Consider the following 16,915-nt stretch of genomic DNA (forward strand, 5'->3'; position numbering starts at 1 on the left):
GCCGCGCGGCACCGGGGGACCGCACGCACAGGAGAGTACGAGCACGATGGCTGACTTCACCGTGGGGGACGACCACTTCCGGCTCGACGGGAAGCCCGTACGGCTGCTGTCGGGGGCCCTGCACTACTTCCGGGTCCACGAGGCACAGTGGGACCACCGGCTGTCGATGCTGCGCGCCATGGGCCTCAACTGCGTCGAGACGTATGTTCCGTGGAATCTGCATGAGCCGCGGCCCGGCCGGTTCCGGGACGTGGCGGCGCTGGGCCGGTTCCTGGACGCGGCGCAGCGGGCCGGGCTGTGGGCGATCGTCCGCCCGGGCCCGTACATCTGTGCCGAATGGGAGAACGGTGGTCTGCCGGCCTGGGTGACGGGGCGGTTCGGACGACGGGTGCGGACCCGTGACGAGGAGTACCTGGGTGCCGTGGAGCGGTGGTTCACGGCGCTGCTGCCGCAGGTGGTGCAGCGGCAGATCGGGCGCGGCGGCCCGGTGATCATGGTCCAGGCGGAGAACGAGTACGGGAGCTACGGCACCGATCAGGTCTATCTCCGGCGGGTGGCCGGGATGCTGCGGGAGCGCGGGGTCACCGTGCCGCTGTTCACCTCCGACGGGCCGGAGGACCATATGCTCACGGGCGGCTCCGTGCCGGGGCTGCTTGCCACGGCGAACTTCGGGTCGGGTGCGCGGGAGGCGTTCGAGGTACTGCGCCGCCATCAGCCGAAGGGGCCGCTGATGTGCATGGAGTTCTGGTGCGGGTGGTTCGAGCACTGGGGTGCCGAGCCGGTCGTACGTGATCCGGAGCGGGCCGCCGACGCGCTGCGGGAGATCCTGGAGTGCGGGGCCTCGGTGAACATCTACATGGCGCACGGGGGCACGAACTTCGCCGGGTGGGCGGGTGCCAACCGGTCCGGTCCGCTGCAGGACCAGGATTTTCTGCCGACGGTGACGTCGTACGACTACGACGCGCCGATCGACGAGTACGGCCGCCCCACGGAGAAGTTCCGGCAGTTCCGCAAGGTGCTCGCCGAGTACGCGGACGGGCCGCTTCCGGAGCTTCCGCCCGAGCCCGCGGGCCTTGCCGCTCCGGCACGTGCGGAGCTGACGGACTGGGCTCCGCTGACCGCCGTACTGGAGGCGCTGGGCGATGAGGAATCGGCGCCGTCCGGCGTTCCGCCGACCTTCGAGGAGCTGGGGGTCGACCGGGGCCTGGTGCGCTATCAGGTCGCCGTGCCGGGTCCGCGCCGCCCGTACACCCTGGGTGTGGCGGGGCTCCGGGACCGGGCCGTGGTGTACGTGGACGGTGTCCGCGCGGGTGTGCTGAGCGACGAGAACGGCACCCTGGACGAGCCGGTGGCCGGGCCTGCGGGGGTCGAGCTGTGGGTGGAGTCCCTGGGCCGCGTCAACTACGGGCCGCGGCTCGGTGAACCCAAGGGGATCACGGGCGGGGTGCTGCACGAACGGCAGTTCCTGCACGGTGTGCGGGCCCGGGGGCTGCGGCTGGAGGCGTTCGAGGAGCCGGACGCGCTGGCCGGGGTGGCCTTCGGGAGCATCGAGGGAGCCGGGCGTACGGGGCTGTTCCGGGGGGAATTCGAGGTCGCCGGGGTGGGCGGCACCGGGCATGCGGGGCTCGAACTGCCGGGCTGGACACGCGGGTTCGTGTGGGTGAACGGCTTCTGCCTGGGGCGCTACTGGTCGGCGGGGCCGCAGCGGACGCTGTACGTGCCGGGACCGGTGCTGCGGGAGGGCGCCAACGAGGTGTGGGTGCTGGAACTGGAGGACGCGGGCGCGCCCTGTGCCGAGCTGGGCCCGGGGGTGCCCGTCCGGACGGACACCCCCGGGGATGTTCAGGTGTGAGTCGGACACCGGCCGTGGCAGGAGCCGGGCGATTCGGACTATCGGAACATGCTCACGCGGCCCACAAGATTCACTTTTCGGCCAAGATCATCCGTAACGTTCCGGCTACAGTGGAGGCCGGTACGAGCGTCGCGGAGGGGGTGAGGGCGTGCCGGACAGCAGCCGGGGGAACGGCCGGGACAGCGGTCGGGGGAACGGCCGGGGCGGCGGTCCGGTGGTCCACGGCTTCCCCCACCTCGACACCGTCCGGTCCGCGATCACGGCGCTGTACCGGAGGCTTTCGTACGACGGTGTCCGCGGCTACGCCACGAGCCTGGCGCCCGCCGACGCTGCCTTCTCCGACCAGGACGATCTGCACCTCGGCGCCCAGCGGGTGGCGCGCGCCATCGTCCAGCACCTGCATCTGCCGGACGCCCGGATGATCGTCGGCTTCCGGACGATGGAACACGCCGCCGGTGTCGAACTCGCGGCGGGGCCCGAGTACTTCATCGAACTCAACGACCGCTTCCGCACCCATCGCAGGGACATCGGCGCCGCGCTCTCGCACGAGGTCATGCATGTGCTGCTGCACCGTCTCGGCCTGGAGTTCCCCGGTACGCGCAACAACGAGATCCTCACCGACACGGCGACGACGTACCTGGGCGCGGGCTGGCTGCTGCTGGACGCGTTCCGCGAGGACGCCGTCTCCAGCCAGAAGCTCGGCTATCTCACCCCGGAGGAGTTCGGATACGTCCTGGCCAAGCGGGCGTTCGCCTTCGACGAGGACCCCTCCCCGTGGTTCACGAGCCCGCAGGCGTACACGGCCTACACGAAGGGCCGCGCCCAGGCCCTCCACGACTCCCGGCAGCCGCCCCTCACGGCCGCGGGCTGGGCGGGCCGTCACCGCTACGCCAAGGACCGGCGGCATGCCCAGGACAACCCGGCCGCGGGGGTGGCCGCGGGACCCGACGCCCCGTACGCCTTCGAGAACGGCCCGCAAGGACTCCGGGTCTCCTTCGCCTGCCCCACCTGCCACCAGCGCATCCGCGTTCCGGTGCGCGGCCGGGTTCGGGCCAGGTGCGGGCTGTGCCGGACAGTCCTGGACTGCACCACCTGAAACAACCGGGGGCTCCGCCCCGGAACCAGCCGTCCGACGGCCGAGGACGGAGCGGTGACCGGACGGGTCCGCCCGGTCACCGCACTCGGTCTGCGGCGCTACGCGGCCCTGCGGCCACGCCCCGCCGCCGCACCACCGCGTCCGGCCCCGGAACGCCCGGCGCCACGTGCCTCACCGCTGCCACGGCCACCGCCCGCACCGGCACCCGCACCGGCGCCACGGGAAGAACCGCCCGTGCCCCGGCTTTCGGCGCCGCCGCTCTGGCCGGCACCACCGCGCCGGCCCCGGCCGCGGCTGCCCGAGCGGAAGCCGGAGCCTGCGGCCGCCGCACCGCCCGACCGGGTACGCGGCTTCGGCTGGGTCGGCTGCGGGACCTCGATGACGATCGCGACGCCGGACGGCTCACGGGCCCCGGTGATCCGGGTGAGCTCCTCGTCGCTGGACTTGATCCGGGTGGTCCGCGGGGCGATGCCCGCATCGGCCATCAGCCGGGTCATCTCCCGCTTCTCCTCGGGCAGCACCAGGGTGACGACGCTGCCGGACTCCCCGGCACGCGCCGTGCGCCCGCCGCGGTGGAGGTAGTCCTTGTGATCGGTCGGCGGATCCACGTTCACGACCAGGTCGAGGTCGTCGACGTGGATGCCACGCGCCGCCACGTTCGTCGCCACGAGCGCGGTGACCTGGCCGTTCTTGAACTGGTCCAGCGTCCGGTTGCGCTGCGGCTGCGAGCGCCCGCCGTGCAGGGCGGCGGCCCGTACACCGCTGGCCAGCAGCCGCTTGGCGAAGCGGTCGGCGCCACGCTTGGTGTCCACGAACATGATCACCCGCCCGTCACGGGCGGCGATCCGGGTGGCGACGGCCTTCTTGTCGGTCTCGTCGGCCACGTGCAGCACGTGGTGCTCCATGGTGGTGACCGCGCCCGCGGACGGGTCGACCGAGTGCACGACGGGGTCCGTCAGGAACATCTTGACCAGGCGGTCGATGTTCTTGTCGAGCGTCGCGGAGAACAGCATCCGCTGACCGTCCGGCTCGACCTGCTTGAGCAGGGCGACGACCTGCGGCATGAAGCCCATGTCGGCCATCTGGTCGGCCTCGTCGAGGACGGTGATGGCGACCTGGTCGAGGCGGCAGTCGCCACGCTCGATGAGGTCCTTCAGCCGGCCGGGAGTGGCGACGAGCACCTCGGCGCCGCGGCGCAGCGTGCCGGACTGCTTGCTGATCGACATGCCGCCGACGACGGTGGCCAGGCGCAGGTTCACGGCCGTGGCGTACGGCGTCAGCGCGTCGGTGACCTGCTGGGCGAGTTCGCGGGTCGGCACGAGGACGAGCGCGAGCGGAGCGCGCGGCTCGGCGCGCCGTCCGCCGGTACGGGCCAGCAGCGCGAGGCCGAAGGCGAGGGTCTTGCCGGAGCCGGTGCGGCCGCGGCCGAGGATGTCCCGGCCGGCGAGCGAGTTCGGCAGGGTGGCGCCCTGGATCGGGAACGGATCGGTGACGCCCTGCGCGGCAAGGGTCTTCAGCAGGGCTGCGGGCATGTCCAGCTCAGCGAACGCCTCGACGGCGGGCAGTGCGGGGGTCATGGTTTCGGGCAGGGCGAATTCGCCCTGCGGCGGCGTGGCCCTGCGACGGGGCGACGCCTTGCCGGATCCCTTGCCGGAACCCTTAGCGGTTGCCTGTGCCGGGGCCGTGCCGCGCCCCCTCGACGGGCGGTTGCGGGCGGGTCGGTCCTGGCGTTCGGAGCGGGTCATACGGAATTGCCCTCCTGGGGGATTCCTGAGGATTCCTAGGGATTCCTGGGAACTGCTTGGGACTGCTGGGGACTGCTGAGGAGTGCTGGGGACCTCCGCGGGACGGGCGGTGCTTCTTCGCCCTGTCCGGTGGACAGCACAAGCCGGGGCCCGCACCTTCACGGTGCGGGCCCCGGCTGCGAGGTACGCGTCCGGCAATTAGGCCGGGACGATGTTCTCCGCCTGCGGGCCCTTCTGGCCCTGCGTGACGTCGAAGGAGACCTTCTGGCCCTCCTGGAGCTCACGGAAGCCCGAGGTGGCGATGTTGGAGTAGTGGGCGAAGACGTCGGCGCCGCCGCCGTCCTGCTCGATGAAGCCGAAGCCCTTTTCCGAGTTGAACCACTTCACGGTTCCAGTAGCCATGTCATTCTCCTAAAAGAGGTGCAGTGCCGGAAATCCGCACTTTACGAATTCCAAGTCGCCGCATTGAGCCCCATCCGGAGAAAGCCGGAAAACAATAATGCGCCTGAGGAAGCATTCCCGTCAGGCGCACATAATGTTCATGGGTACCAAAACTGCAACACGGCAACCGTAGCACGATCTGTCGGTCAGCGGTGGAACACGCCGCGCCGCCGGTCGGCAGATTTTTGCCCGGCCCCATGGGGCAACTGGCCGGGAGCGGGCTCGGCACGCCGCCGAAAACTTTCCCGCGGCGGGTGTCGGGGCGGCTGGGCAGCCTCGGTCCGCAGGCCGTAGCGGCCACCGGTTCGGGCTCCAGCTCGTGCAGCGTCGTCGTCATCAATTCTGTACCGGTTACGCCGAACGGGTGCACCGGAGCGATCGCGCCGCCGTTGACGTCGGCCTCGTCCGGGGGCGTGCCGCTGCCGTTCCTTCTCGTGGGTCAGGTGTTCAGGGCGATGCCGTCAAGGACCATCGAGAGGTACTGGCGGGCGATCTCCTCGGGACTGTGGTGTCCGCCGGGCCGGTACCAGGACGCCGCGACCCAGACGGTGTCGCGGACGAAGCGGTAGGTCAGGCGGATGTCGAGGTCGGCGCGGAAGGTCTGGTCGGTGACGCCGCGTTCCAGCGTGCCGAGCCAGACCTTCTCGAACTTCTGCTGGGAGTCGACGAGGTACTGGAAGCGCGGCTGGGTGGCCAGGTGCTTGGACTCCTTCTGGTAGATGGCGACGGCGGCGCGGTGCCGGTCGATCTCCCGGAAGGACTCGGTGACGAGGGCCTCGATGGTCTCCCGGGGGCCGAGTCCGGCGGCGAGCACCGCGTCGTACCCCTCCCAGAGTTCGGCGAGGAAGGTCGAGAGGATCTCGTCGATCATCGATTCCTTGGAATCGAAGTGGTAGTAGAGGCTGCCCGCGAGCATCCCGGCCGCGTCCGCGATCTTGCGGACGGTGGTGGCGTTGTATCCCTGCGCGGCGAACACCTCGGCGGCGGTGTCGAGCAGTTCGCGGCGGCGCTCGGGCGCAGGGGTCACCTGGGGCTTCTTCTTGTTAGGCACTCGCCCATTCTCCGCCCGCCGGGACACCGCCCCGGACACCCGCCCGGTCGGTCCGGCCCCCGGTCCCGGCCGCTCCGGGCGCCCGCCGACGAGGAGGCGTCGTCGACGAAGAGGCGGGCGCCCTCTCGGGCGGAGGTCAGATTTCGTACGGGGCGCTGTCGTCCCCGGCCCGGCGGATCGTGCGCACGGGCTTTCCGGGCCGCCACACCTGTACCACCAGCTCATCGGAGTCCAGCGTCGTACGGACCACCTCCTGGAGTTCCGCGCGGAAGAGGTGGAACGGCTCCGGCGGCTTCACTTCCTCGGTGAAGCGGGCCAGGATTCCGGGGTCGCTCTCCTCCACCGCGCGGCCGGAGACCCGGACGTCGCCGTCGGCCATCTCGGCGTCCGGTCCCGGATTGGCCTGCACCGCGAACCGCGGATCGCGCAGCAGGTCCAGTGCCTTGCGCGAGTTCGGCATCATGCCGAGCCACAGCTCACCGAAGCGGAAGTACACCTCCAGGCCGGTCACCCGCGGCGATCCGTCCTTGCGCAGGGTCGCCAGGACCTGGTGCTTGTACTGCCCGAAACGGGCCTCGACGGTGTCGGCGAAGGCCGGCTGTGCGGACTGGAACTCTTTCCAGGAACTCGATGTCATGAGGCCATGGAACCCTGGAATCCCGACATCCCCTGTCCGGAATTCCGCTCGGCCCGAAGGTTCGTCCGCCCGAAGCCTCATCCCCTCGACAGGGTCACCACCAGCGCCCACCCGTGGGTCCGGAGCACCCCCGGCGATTCCCCCTGCGCCAGCAATGCGTCGTAGCAGTCGAGTTCGACGTCCTGGCCGTCGAGCGCCGCACCGTCCTCCAGCGCGACGGCCAGCACCGCCCCGCCCTGCGGCACCGACAGCCGGACGGTGCCGCGTACCACCGCGACCTCCGCGCGCGTACGCTCCCTGCGGTACATCACGTTGAAGTTCACGACCGGGCCGCCGAGCAGCCGGCCGTACGTCTCCAGGTCGCCGGGGAATTCGTGCGGCCAGTACGGCTCGTCGACGATGTGGTGCTCGCCGCCCACCATCAGGTCCATCCCGGCGCCCTCGACCACGGTCAGCGTGCGGTCGACGCCGGGGAACGAGGAGAACGGGCCGTCCCCGGACACATCGGCCAGGCTGACCCGCCAGTCGAAGGCGTCCAGCGGTGCGCCCTCGGGGTACGCCGCGATCTCCCGGGTGACTCCCCCGCCGTTCTTCCAGGGCGTGGCCGTTCGGTCGGCCGCCCTCAGCACCCGGGCCGTCACTTGACGATCCCCTGTGCCCGGGCCGCGGCCAGCCACTGCGGGAATTCGGCGACCAGCCGGTCGTACAGCTCGGCGTCCGGGACCTTGCTCGGGTCGGGTCCGGCGTGGAAGAAGCCGGCGTTGTCGACGGGGCGCTTGGCGGGTACGGCCAGTTCGTCGAGCTTGTGCAGGAAGTCGAACTGCGTACTGCGTTTGTTGCCGAAGCCGATGAACTGCCAGAACAGCGGCAGTTTGGCCGCCTTGCACAGGTAACGTTCCGCCGCGTGCTTGCTGACGGGGCCGCCGTCGGTCTGGAAGACGACGAGTGCGGGGGCCGTCGAGCCGCTGTCGATGTAGTGGTCGATGACCGCGTCCATGGCCAGGTGGTAGCTGGTCTTCCCCATGTGTCCGAGGCCCGCCACGATCGCGTCGACCCGGCCGCGGTGGTTGTCCAGGGCTATGTCGGTGACGGCGTCGATGCCGGTGGAGAAGAAGAAGACGGGTACCCGGCCGTCGTCGTCCAGATGCGCCGAGAGACCCAGCACCCGGTCCGCCAGGGCCTGGACGCTGCCGTCCTTGTAGTACTCCTTCATCGAGCCGGAGTAGTCGAGCACCAGGTATACCGCGGCCCGCTCGCCGCTCATGCCGCGCTTCGTCAGCGACACCGACGCGCTCTTGTAGAGGCCGGCCAGCGCGGGGGCGGTCTCCTCGATCTTGCGGAGGCTGATGGCCGGACCTGTTGTGGCGGACGAGCCGACCATGCGCGTTCTCCGATCCCCGACGTGTCAGAACACTGAGAACACCGAGCGTAAGGCACCCGGATCTGTCCCGGACGGCGGCGTTCGCTATCTTGATCGCCGCCGTCCCCACCGGCCGCCCGTGTCTGCCCACCGTGAAGGAGCCTGCCGTGGAGGCCGCGGTCACCACCTGTTATCGCCATCCGTCGTACGAGACGTATGTGAGCTGCACGCGCTGCGAACGCTTCATCTGCCCCGACTGCATGCGTGAGGCCGCTGTCGGTCACCACTGCGTGGAGTGCGTGAAGGAGGGGCAGCGCTCGGTCCGGCAGGCGCGCACGGTGTTCGGCGGTGCGGTGGCGAGGAGCGCGGTGCCGCTCGTCACGTACGTGCTGATGGGCCTCAACATCCTGGGGTATCTGGGCGAGTTGGTCCGTCCGGGGATCGTCGACCGGTTCGCGATGCTCGGCGCGGGTATGAACGGCCCGGACGGCGCCCAGTACGTCTACGAGGCCGGGGACTTCCCCGGCTTCGATGTGATCGGTGTGGTGGGCGGCGAGTGGTACCGGCTGCTGACCGGGGCCTTCCTGCATCTCCCGCCGGGCGAATCGTCCTTCGGCTCGCTGCCGTTCGGGGTGCTGCACATCCTCTTCAACATGTACGCGCTGTGGAATCTGGGCCGCGTCGTCGAGGAACAGCTCGGCCGGGCCCGATATCTCGCGCTGTATCTGCTGTCCGCGCTGGGCGGTTCGGTCCTGGTGTATCTGATCGCGCCGTTCGACAGCACGGTGGGCGCCTCGGGTGCGGTCTTCGGTCTCGGCGCGGCGTTCTACGTCATCAACCGGCGCCTGGGCCGCGACATGCAGGCGGTGAACCGGTTCATGGCCGGGTTCCTGATCTGGATGCTGATCTCGGCCGGATTCACCTCGTGGCAGGGCCACTTGGGCGGTCTGCTGACGGGCGCCGCCGTCACGGTCGCGTACGCGTACGCCCCGGCGAAGCGGCGAACGGCGATTCAGGCGGCCGCGGGTGTGGTGCTGCTCGCCGTGCTGGTGCTGCTGGTGGTACTCAAGACGTCCGCGTTGACGGGCTGAGCGGTCCGCCCGTCCCGGAACGCGCCACGGCGCCTGCCGAGATCGTCCGGTCGGGGACGGGCAGGCGCCGCGTTCAGTTCCGTACGCCTTTGTACGGGACGTCTTGTGTGCCGTGTGATCAGACCGTCAGGGAACGGTCCGTCGGGCGGATCGGGGCCGGCAGGGCGCTGGCTCCGGTCAGGAAGCGGTCCACGCCGCGCGCCGCGGAGCGGCCCTCGGCGATGGCCCACACGATGAGGGACTGGCCGCGGCCCGCGTCACCGGCGACGAAGACTCCGTCGACGTTGGTGGCGTAGTCCGCGTCGCGCGCGACATTGCCGCGCTCGTCGAGCTCCAGGCCGAACTGCTGGACCAGGCCGTTGGACTGGTCGGTGCCGGTGAAGCCCATGGCCAGGGTGACCAGCTGAGCGGGGATCTTCCGCTCGGTGCCGGGCTTCTGCGCCGGCTTGCCGTCCTTGAACTCCACCTCGACCAGGTGCAGTGCCTGGACGTTGCCGTCCTCGTCGCCCTCGAAGTGCGTGGTGGAGACGGAGTAGACCCGTCCCTCCTCGCCCGCGTTCTGGCAGGAGGGTCCCTCGTCCGGATCGAGGCCCGCCCTCTTCTGCGCCAGGTACGTGGTCTCCTCGTGCGCGGAGGTGACCTTGTAGAGCATCGGGAAGGTCGGCCAGGGCTGGTTGCTGTTCCGGTCCTCGCCCGGCCGGGGCATGATCTCCAGCTGGGTGACGGAGAGCGCGCCCTGGCGGTGCGCGGTGCCCACGCAGTCGGCGCCGGTGTCGCCGCCGCCGATGACGACGACGTGCTTGCCCTCGGCGGTGATCGGGGAGACCGTCAGGTCACCCTCCTGCACCTTGTTGGCGAGCGGCAGGTACTCCATCGCGAAGTGCACGCCGTTCAGCTCACGGCCCGGAGCGGGCAGATCGCGGGAGACGGTGGCACCGGCGGCGATGACGACCGCGTCGTAGCGGCGGCGGAGCTTGGCGGCGTCGATGTCCTTGCCGATCTCCGTCTCCGTACGGAACTTGGTGCCTTCCGCGCGCATCTGCTCGATGCGGCGGTTGATGTGCGACTTCTCCATCTTGAACTCGGGGATGCCGTACCGGAGAAGGCCCCCGATGCGGTCCGCGCGCTCGAAGACGGCGACCGTGTGGCCGGCCCGGGTGAGCTGCTGGGCCGCGGCGAGACCGGCCGGGCCCGAGCCGATGACGGCGACGGTCTTGCCGGAGAGCCGCTCGGGCGGCTGCGGGGTGACGTCGCCGTGGTCCCACGCCTTGTCGATGATGGAGACTTCGACGTTCTTGATGGTGACGGCCGGCTGGTTGATGCCGAGCACGCACGCCGACTCGCAGGGGGCCGGGCAGAGCCGCCCGGTGAACTCCGGGAAGTTGTTCGTGGCGTGCAGGCGCTCGGACGCGGCCGTCCAGTCCTCGCGGTAGGCGTAGTCGTTCCACTCGGGGATGAGGTTTCCGAGCGGGCAGCCGTTGTGGCAGAACGGGATGCCGCAGTCCATGCAGCGGCCGGCCTGCTTGCTGATGATCGGGAGCAGCGAGCCCGGAACGTGGACCTCGTTCCAGTCCTTGACGCGCTCGCCCACGGGGCGGGTCTCGGCGACCTCGCGCCCGGTGGTCAGGAAGCCCTTGGGGTCAGCCATGGGTCGCCGCCTCCATCATCTTCTCGGTGGTCTCCTGTTCGGAGAGACCGGCGAGCTCGGCGGCGTCCTTGGCGGCGAGCACTGCCTTGTACGTGGACGGGATGATCTTGCTGAAGCGGGCCACCGCGGTGTCCCACTCGGCGAGCAGCTTGTCGGCGACCGTGGAACCGGTCTCCTCCTGGTGGCGGCGCACCACGTCGTGCAGCCACTGCTGGTCGGTGTCGGAGAGGGCCTCGATCGCGCCGAGGTTGCCGACGTTGACGTTGTCGCGGTCCAGGTCGATGACGTACGCGACACCGCCCGACATACCGGCGGCGAAGTTGCGTCCGGTCTCGCCGAGTACGACGGCGTGGCCGCCGGTCATGTACTCGCAGCCGTGGTCGCCCACGCCCTCGGAGACGACGGTCGCGCCGGAGTTGCGGACGCAGAACCGTTCACCGGTCCGGCCGCGCAGGAACAGTTCGCCGCCGGTGGCGCCGTAGGCGATCGTGTTGCCCGCGATGGTGGAGTACTCGGCGAGGTGGTCGGCGCCGCGGTCCGGGCGGACGATGACGCGGCCGCCGGAGAGGCCCTTGCCGACGTAGTCGTTGGCGTCGCCCTCCAGGCGCAGCGTCACTCCGCTCGGTACGAACGCGCCGAAGGACTGGCCGGCGGAGCCGGTGAACGTGATGTCGATGGTGTCCTGCGGAAGACCGGCGCCGCCGAACTTCTTCGTCACCTCGTGGCCGAGCATGGTGCCGACGGTCCGGTTGATGTTCCGGATCGCGATCTGGGCCCGGACCGGCTGGGCGGCCTCGGCGCTCTCCGCGTTCAGGGCATCGGCGGCGAGCTTGATCAGCTCGTTGTCGAGGGCCTTGGCGAGACCGTGGTCCTGCTCGGTCCGCTGGTGGCGGACCGCGCCCTCGGGCAGCTCGGGAACGTAGAACAGCGGCTCCAGGTCGAGGCCCTGCGCCTTCCAGTGCGTGATCGCGCGGTCGGTGTCGAGCAGCTCGGCGTGGCCGACGGCCTCCTCGATCGTACGGAAGCCCAGCTCGGCGAGGAGCTCACGGACCTCCTGGGCGATGAACTCGAAGAAGTTGACGACGTACTCGGCCTTGCCGGAGAACCGACTCCGCAGGACGGGGTTCTGGGTGGCGATGCCGACCGGGCAGGTGTCGAGGTGGCAGACACGCATCATGACGCAGCCGGAGACGACGAGCGGCGCGGTCGCGAAACCGAACTCCTCGGCGCCCAGCAGCGCGGCGATGACGACGTCGCGGCCGGTCTTGAGCTGGCCGTCGGTCTGCACGACGATGCGGTCGCGCAGGCCGTTGAGCAGCAGGGTCTGCTGGGTCTCGGCGAGGCCGAGCTCCCAGGGGCCGCCCGCGTGCTTCAGCGAGGTGAGCGGCGAGGCGCCCGTTCCGCCGTCGTGGCCGGAGATCAGGACGACGTCCGCGTGCGCCTTGGAGACACCCGCGGCGACGGTGCCGACGCCGACCTCGGAGACCAGCTTCACGTGGATGCGGGCCGCCGGGTTGGCGTTCTTGAGGTCGTGGATCAGCTGGGCCAGGTCCTCGATGGAGTAGATGTCGTGGTGCGGCGGCGGGGAGATCAGACCGACGCCCGGGGTGGAGTGCCGGGTCCTGGCGACCCAGGGGTAGACCTTGTGGCCGGGCAGCTGGCCGCCCTCGCCGGGCTTGGCGCCCTGCGCCATCTTGATCTGGATGTCGTCCGCGTTGACCAGGTACTCGCTGGTCACGCCGAAGCGGCCGGAGGCGACCTGCTTGATGGACGAGCGGCGCGCCGGGTCGTAGAGCCGGTCGGCGTCCTCGCCGCCCTCACCGGTGTTGGACTTGCCGCCCAGCTGGTTCATGGCGATGGCGAGGGTCTCGTGCGCCTCTCGGGAGATCGAGCCGTACGACATGGCGCCGGTGGAGAAGCGCTTGACGATGTCGGAGACGGACTCGACCTCGTCGACCGGGATCGGCTCACGGTCGCTCCTGAAGTTGAACAGGCCGCGGAGCGTCATCAGGCGCTCGGACTGCTCGTTCACCCGGTCGGTGTACTTCTTGAAGACGTCGTACCGCTTGTTGCGCGTGGCGTGCTGGAGGCGGAAGACCGTCTCCGGGTCGAACAGGTGCGGCTCGCCCTCGCGGCGCCACTGGTACTCGCCGCCGATCTCCAGCGCGCGGTGCGAGGCGGAGATGCCGGAGGCGGGGTACGCCTTGGCGTGCCGGGCGGCGACCTCCTTGGCGACCACGTCGAGCCCGGCGCCGCCGATCTTGGTGGCGGTGCCGTTGAAGTACTTCGCGACGAAGCCCTCGTCCAGGCCGACGGCCTCGAAGACCTGGGCGCCGCGGTAGGAGGCGACCGTCGAGATGCCCATCTTGGACATGACCTTGAGGACGCCCTTGCCGAGCGCGTAGATCAGGTTCCGGATGGCCTTCTCGGGCTCGATGCCCTCGATGAACGTACCGGCGCGGACCAGGTCCTCGACGGACTCCATCGCCAGGTACGGGTTGACCGCGGCGGCGCCGTAACCGATCAGCAGCGCGACGTGGTGGACCTCGCGGACGTCTCCGGCCTCGACCAGCAGCCCCACCTGGGTGCGCTGCTTGGTACGGATGAGGTGGTGGTGGACGGCCGAGGTGAGCAGCAGCGACGGGATCGGGGCGTGCTCGGCGTCGGAGTGCCGGTCGGACAGGACGACGAGGCGGGCGCCGTCCTCTATGGCGGCGTCGACCTCGGTACAGATCTGCTCGATCCGCGCCGCGAGGGCGTCGCCACCGCCGCCGACCCGGTAGAGACCGGAGAGCGTGGCGGCCTTCATGCCCGGCATGTCGCCGTCGGCGTTGATGTGTATCAGCTTGGCCAGCTCGTCGTTGTCGATCACCGGGAACGGCAGCGTGACGCTGCGGCACGACGCGGCGGTCGGCTGCAGCAGGTTGCCCTGCGGGCCGAGCGTGGAGCGCAGCGAGGTGACGAGCTCCTCGCGGATGGCGTCCAGCGGCGGGTTGGTGACCTGGGCGAACAGCTGGGTGAAGTAGTCGAAGAGCAGCCGGGGGCGCTCGGACAGGGCGGCGATCGGGGAGTCCGTGCCCATGGAGCCGAGAGGTTCGCCGGCGGTGCGGGCCATCGGGGCGAGGATGACGCGGAGCTCTTCCTCGGTGTAGCCGAAGGTCTGCTGGCGGCGGGTGACGGAGGCGTGCGTGTGCACGATGTGCTCCCGCTCGGGGAGGTCCTCCAGCTCGATCTCGCCGGTCTCCAGCCAGTCCTGGTACGGCTGCTCGGCGGCGAGGGCGGCCTTGATCTCGTCGTCCTCGATGATGCGGTGCTCGGCGGTGTCGACGAGGAACATCCTGCCGGGCTGGAGGCGGCCCTTGCGGACGACCTTCGCGGGGTCGATGTCCAGGACACCGACCTCGGAGGAGAGCACGACGAGGCCGTCGTCGGTGACCCAGTAGCGGCCGGGGCGCAGACCGTTGCGGTCCAGGACCGCGCCGACCTGGGTGCCGTCGGTGAAGGTGACGCAGGCCGGGCCGTCCCAGGGCTCCATCATCGTGGAGTGGTACTGGTAGAAGGCGCGCCGGGCCGGGTCCATGGAGTCGTGGTTCTCCCACGCCTCGGGGACCATCATCAGCACCGAGTGGGGCAGCGAGCGGCCGCCGAGGTGGAGCAGCTCCAGGACCTCGTCGAAGGAGGCGGAGTCGGAGGCGTCGGGGGTGCAGACGGGGAAGATCCGGTCGAGCTGCTCACTGCCGAAGAGGCTGGACGCGAGCTGGGACTCGCGGGCCTTCATCCAGTTGCGGTTGCCCTTGACCGTGTTGATCTCGCCGTTGTGCGCGACGAAGCGGTACGGGTGGGCGAGCGGCCAGCTCGGGAAGGTGTTCGTGGAGAAGCGCGAGTGGACCAGCGCGACGGCGGTGGCGAAGCGGCGGTCGGAGAGGTCCGGGAAGAACGGCTCCAGCTGCCCCGTGGTGAGCATGCCCTTGTAGACGATCGTGCGGGCGGAGAGCGAGGGGAAGTACACCCCGGCCTCCCGCTCGGCGCGCTTGCGCAGCACGAAGGCCTTGCGGTCGAGCGCGATGCCGGTGCTCGCACCGTCCGCGACGAAGAGCTGGCGGAACTCGGGCATGGTGGCGCGGGCGCCGTTGCCGAGGATGTCCGGGGTGACCGGGACCTGGCGCCAGCCGAGGACCTTGAGGCCCTCCTCGGCGGAGATCTTCTCCAGCTTCCGGACGGCCTCGGTGGCGTCGTCCGCGGGCAGGAAGGCGATTCCGACGGCGTAGGCGCCGGCCTCGGGGAGCTCGAAGGCGACCTCGTCGCGGAGGAAGGTGTCCGGCACCTGGAGGAGGATTCCGGCGCCGTCGCCGGAGTCGGGCTCGGATCCGGTGGCACCGCGGTGTTCGAGGTTGCGCAGTACGGTCAGCGCCTGCTCGACCAGCTCATGGCTGGCCACACCGGTCAGAGTGGCCACGAACCCGACACCGCAGGCGTCGTGCTCGTTACGGGGGTCGTACATCCCCTGCTGGGCGGGGCGACCGTCCATGGGCGACCAGGCGTCGGTACGCATCGGCTCTCCCGTCGTCGTCGTGGCATATGCAGTGCCGAGGGACGACGTTGGCCCTCTGCGAAATTTCGTGCAAGTTACATGATGGGGCGCTTCTCAAGAAGCGGATAGTTCGTTCCAACATACGGACACTGCCTGAGGCGGTGAGGGGTCGCAGTCGGAGGATCGGCGCCCGGGGGGACCGCAGAGAGCAGGCGTCGTTGCCCGCGGTGTCTACGGCTCATGCCCGGCGGCAAAGGAAACGAAACCGCCGGGTAATGGCTACTTATGTGGAGCCTTGTATAGAGACTCATTTTACGTGGGAGGATGCCGTTTCGCCCAGAGGCGGTCACCAAGACGTACGTCACACGGATGGCGGACGCGTTACGGATGGCGGACGCGTTGCCGGAACGAAGCCCGTCCGGAGTTCGAGGCCGAAGCCTTCGGCCGGACGGGCTCGATGTCATGCTCCCCGCGAGGGGCAAAGCTTGCCGGGCGGGGCGTCAGCTCCCGACGGCCACACCGAACAGCGTGCCGAGACCGTAGGTGATCGCCGCGGCGGCGCCGCCGAGCACCAGCTGCCGCAGCCCGCTGTACAGCCAGCTGCGCGCCGTCACCCTGGCGACCACCGCACCGCAGGCGAACAGCCCGACCAGTGCGAGCAGCACGGCCGGCCACAGCACACTCGCGCCGAGCAGGTACGGGAGTACGGGCAGCAGGGCGCCCAGCGCGAACGCGCCGAACGAGGACACGGCGGCGACGAGCGGCGAGGGCAGATCGCCCGGGTCGATGCCGAGCTCCTCGCGGGCGTGGATCTCCAGGGCCTGCTCCGGGTCGCGCGAGAGCTGCCGTGCGACCTCGCGGGCGAGGCCGGGCTCGACGCCACGGGATTCGTAGAGCGCGGCGAGCTCCCGCTCCTCGTCCTTGGGGTGCTTGCGCAACTCGCGCCGTTCGACGTCGAGTTCGGCCTCGACGAGTTCACGCTGCGAGGCGACGGAGGTGTATTCGCCGGCCGCCATGGAGAACGCACCGGCGGCCAGGCCCGCCAGACCGGTGATCACGATCGTCTGCTGGGAGACGGCACCACCCGCGACGCCGGTCATCAGCGCGAGGTTGGAGACCAGCCCGTCCATGGCACCGAACACCGCAGGGCGCAGCCAGCCGCCGTTCACATCGCGGTGGGTGTGGTTGTCGCGGTGCGCCTCGTGCAGTACGGCGTCGGTCTCGATGATGGACACAGCTCTCCCCTTCTCCGGCAGCGGGTTTCACGCGCTCCGCCCCCGCTCAACACCGTCGAAAGTACGCACGAAAAGGGGCCCCCGCCAGCAAGGCAGGCCGTACTTACCTGCCCCAGTGACCAGGTGAGTACGGCCTGCCTTGCCTACGCCGAGCCGTCATCCAACTGGCCCTTTTGTTGCGATTATCGGCCTCTGTCGGGGCTCCGCGTGGCACAGATCGAGCGTACG

Annotated in this window: 12 protein-coding genes and 1 pseudogene; 3 read left to right on the forward strand and 10 right to left on the reverse strand. The window is 70.2% G+C overall.

From position 1 onward, the window contains the following. Positions 1–46: 46 nt before the first annotated feature. Positions 47–1,852 carry a beta-galactosidase family protein gene (locus ACFVV1_RS17745; protein ID WP_389990113.1) on the forward strand — a complete coding sequence of 602 codons (1,806 nt, stop codon included), beginning with the start codon at positions 47–49 and terminating at the stop codon, positions 1,850–1,852. A 148-nt stretch (positions 1,853–2,000) separates the two neighbouring features. Beyond that, on the forward strand, positions 2,001–2,948 hold the full coding sequence (locus ACFVV1_RS17750) for a hypothetical protein (RefSeq protein ID WP_389990114.1): 948 nt from the start codon (positions 2,001–2,003) through the stop codon (positions 2,946–2,948). Between the two features lie 98 nt (positions 2,949–3,046). Here the strand turns inward: ACFVV1_RS17750 and ACFVV1_RS17755 are convergent, their stop codons facing one another. From ACFVV1_RS17755 to ACFVV1_RS17785, 7 genes and pseudogenes are all read right to left on the reverse strand, one after another. After that, positions 3,047–4,693, reverse strand: coding sequence for a DEAD/DEAH box helicase (locus ACFVV1_RS17755; RefSeq protein WP_389990115.1), 1,647 nt, complete (start codon positions 4,691–4,693; stop codon positions 3,047–3,049). A gap of 198 nt (positions 4,694–4,891) precedes the next feature. After that, a complete protein-coding gene (locus tag ACFVV1_RS17760; RefSeq protein WP_003969786.1) occupies positions 4,892–5,095 on the reverse strand; it encodes a cold-shock protein in 204 nt (67 codons plus the stop codon). 317 nt (positions 5,096–5,412) lie between these two features. Further along, positions 5,413–5,534, reverse strand: a pseudogene (locus ACFVV1_RS17765) (acetyl-CoA C-acetyltransferase); the annotation flags it as partial. A 39-nt stretch (positions 5,535–5,573) separates the two neighbouring features. Further along, positions 5,574–6,185 carry a TetR/AcrR family transcriptional regulator gene (locus ACFVV1_RS17770; RefSeq protein ID WP_389990116.1) on the reverse strand — a complete coding sequence of 204 codons (612 nt, stop codon included), beginning with the start codon at positions 6,183–6,185 and terminating at the stop codon, positions 5,574–5,576. Between the two features lie 136 nt (positions 6,186–6,321). Beyond that, a complete protein-coding gene (locus tag ACFVV1_RS17775) occupies positions 6,322–6,822 on the reverse strand; it encodes a pyridoxamine 5'-phosphate oxidase family protein (RefSeq protein WP_389990117.1) in 501 nt (166 codons plus the stop codon). Positions 6,823–6,899: 77 nt separating this feature from the next. Beyond that, entirely contained in the window at positions 6,900–7,463 is a 564-nt protein-coding gene (locus tag ACFVV1_RS17780; RefSeq protein WP_389990118.1) for a HutD family protein, read from the reverse strand. Further along, positions 7,460–8,203, reverse strand: a complete 744-nt coding sequence (locus ACFVV1_RS17785; protein WP_389990119.1) for a vWA domain-containing protein — start codon at positions 8,201–8,203, stop codon at positions 7,460–7,462. The genes ACFVV1_RS17780 and ACFVV1_RS17785 overlap by 4 nt, the downstream gene beginning before the upstream one ends. A 146-nt stretch (positions 8,204–8,349) precedes the next feature. Between ACFVV1_RS17785 and ACFVV1_RS17790 the strand changes: the two genes are divergently transcribed. After that, positions 8,350–9,273, forward strand: coding sequence for a rhomboid family intramembrane serine protease (locus tag ACFVV1_RS17790; RefSeq protein ID WP_389990120.1), 924 nt, complete (start codon positions 8,350–8,352; stop codon positions 9,271–9,273). Between the two features lie 118 nt (positions 9,274–9,391). Here the strand turns inward: ACFVV1_RS17790 and ACFVV1_RS17795 are convergent, their stop codons facing one another. The 3 genes from ACFVV1_RS17795 to ACFVV1_RS17805 form a co-directional block, all read right to left on the reverse strand. Beyond that, positions 9,392–10,921: a glutamate synthase subunit beta gene (locus ACFVV1_RS17795; protein ID WP_389990121.1), complete on the reverse strand. Its 1,530-nt coding sequence runs from the start codon at positions 10,919–10,921 to the stop codon at positions 9,392–9,394. Then, on the reverse strand, positions 10,914–15,473 hold the full coding sequence (gene gltB, locus ACFVV1_RS17800) for a glutamate synthase large subunit (protein WP_389990122.1): 4,560 nt from the start codon (positions 15,471–15,473) through the stop codon (positions 10,914–10,916). The genes ACFVV1_RS17795 and gltB overlap by 8 nt, the downstream gene beginning before the upstream one ends. Positions 15,474–15,952: 479 nt before the next feature. After that, positions 15,953–16,687, reverse strand: coding sequence for a VIT1/CCC1 transporter family protein (locus ACFVV1_RS17805; RefSeq protein ID WP_389990123.1), 735 nt, complete (start codon positions 16,685–16,687; stop codon positions 15,953–15,955). Positions 16,688–16,915 lie beyond the last annotated feature (228 nt).

The organism is Streptomyces sp. NPDC058092 (genome assembly GCF_042884935.1).
In the GTDB taxonomy this organism is placed as follows: Bacteria; Actinomycetota; Actinomycetes; order Streptomycetales; family Streptomycetaceae; genus Streptomyces.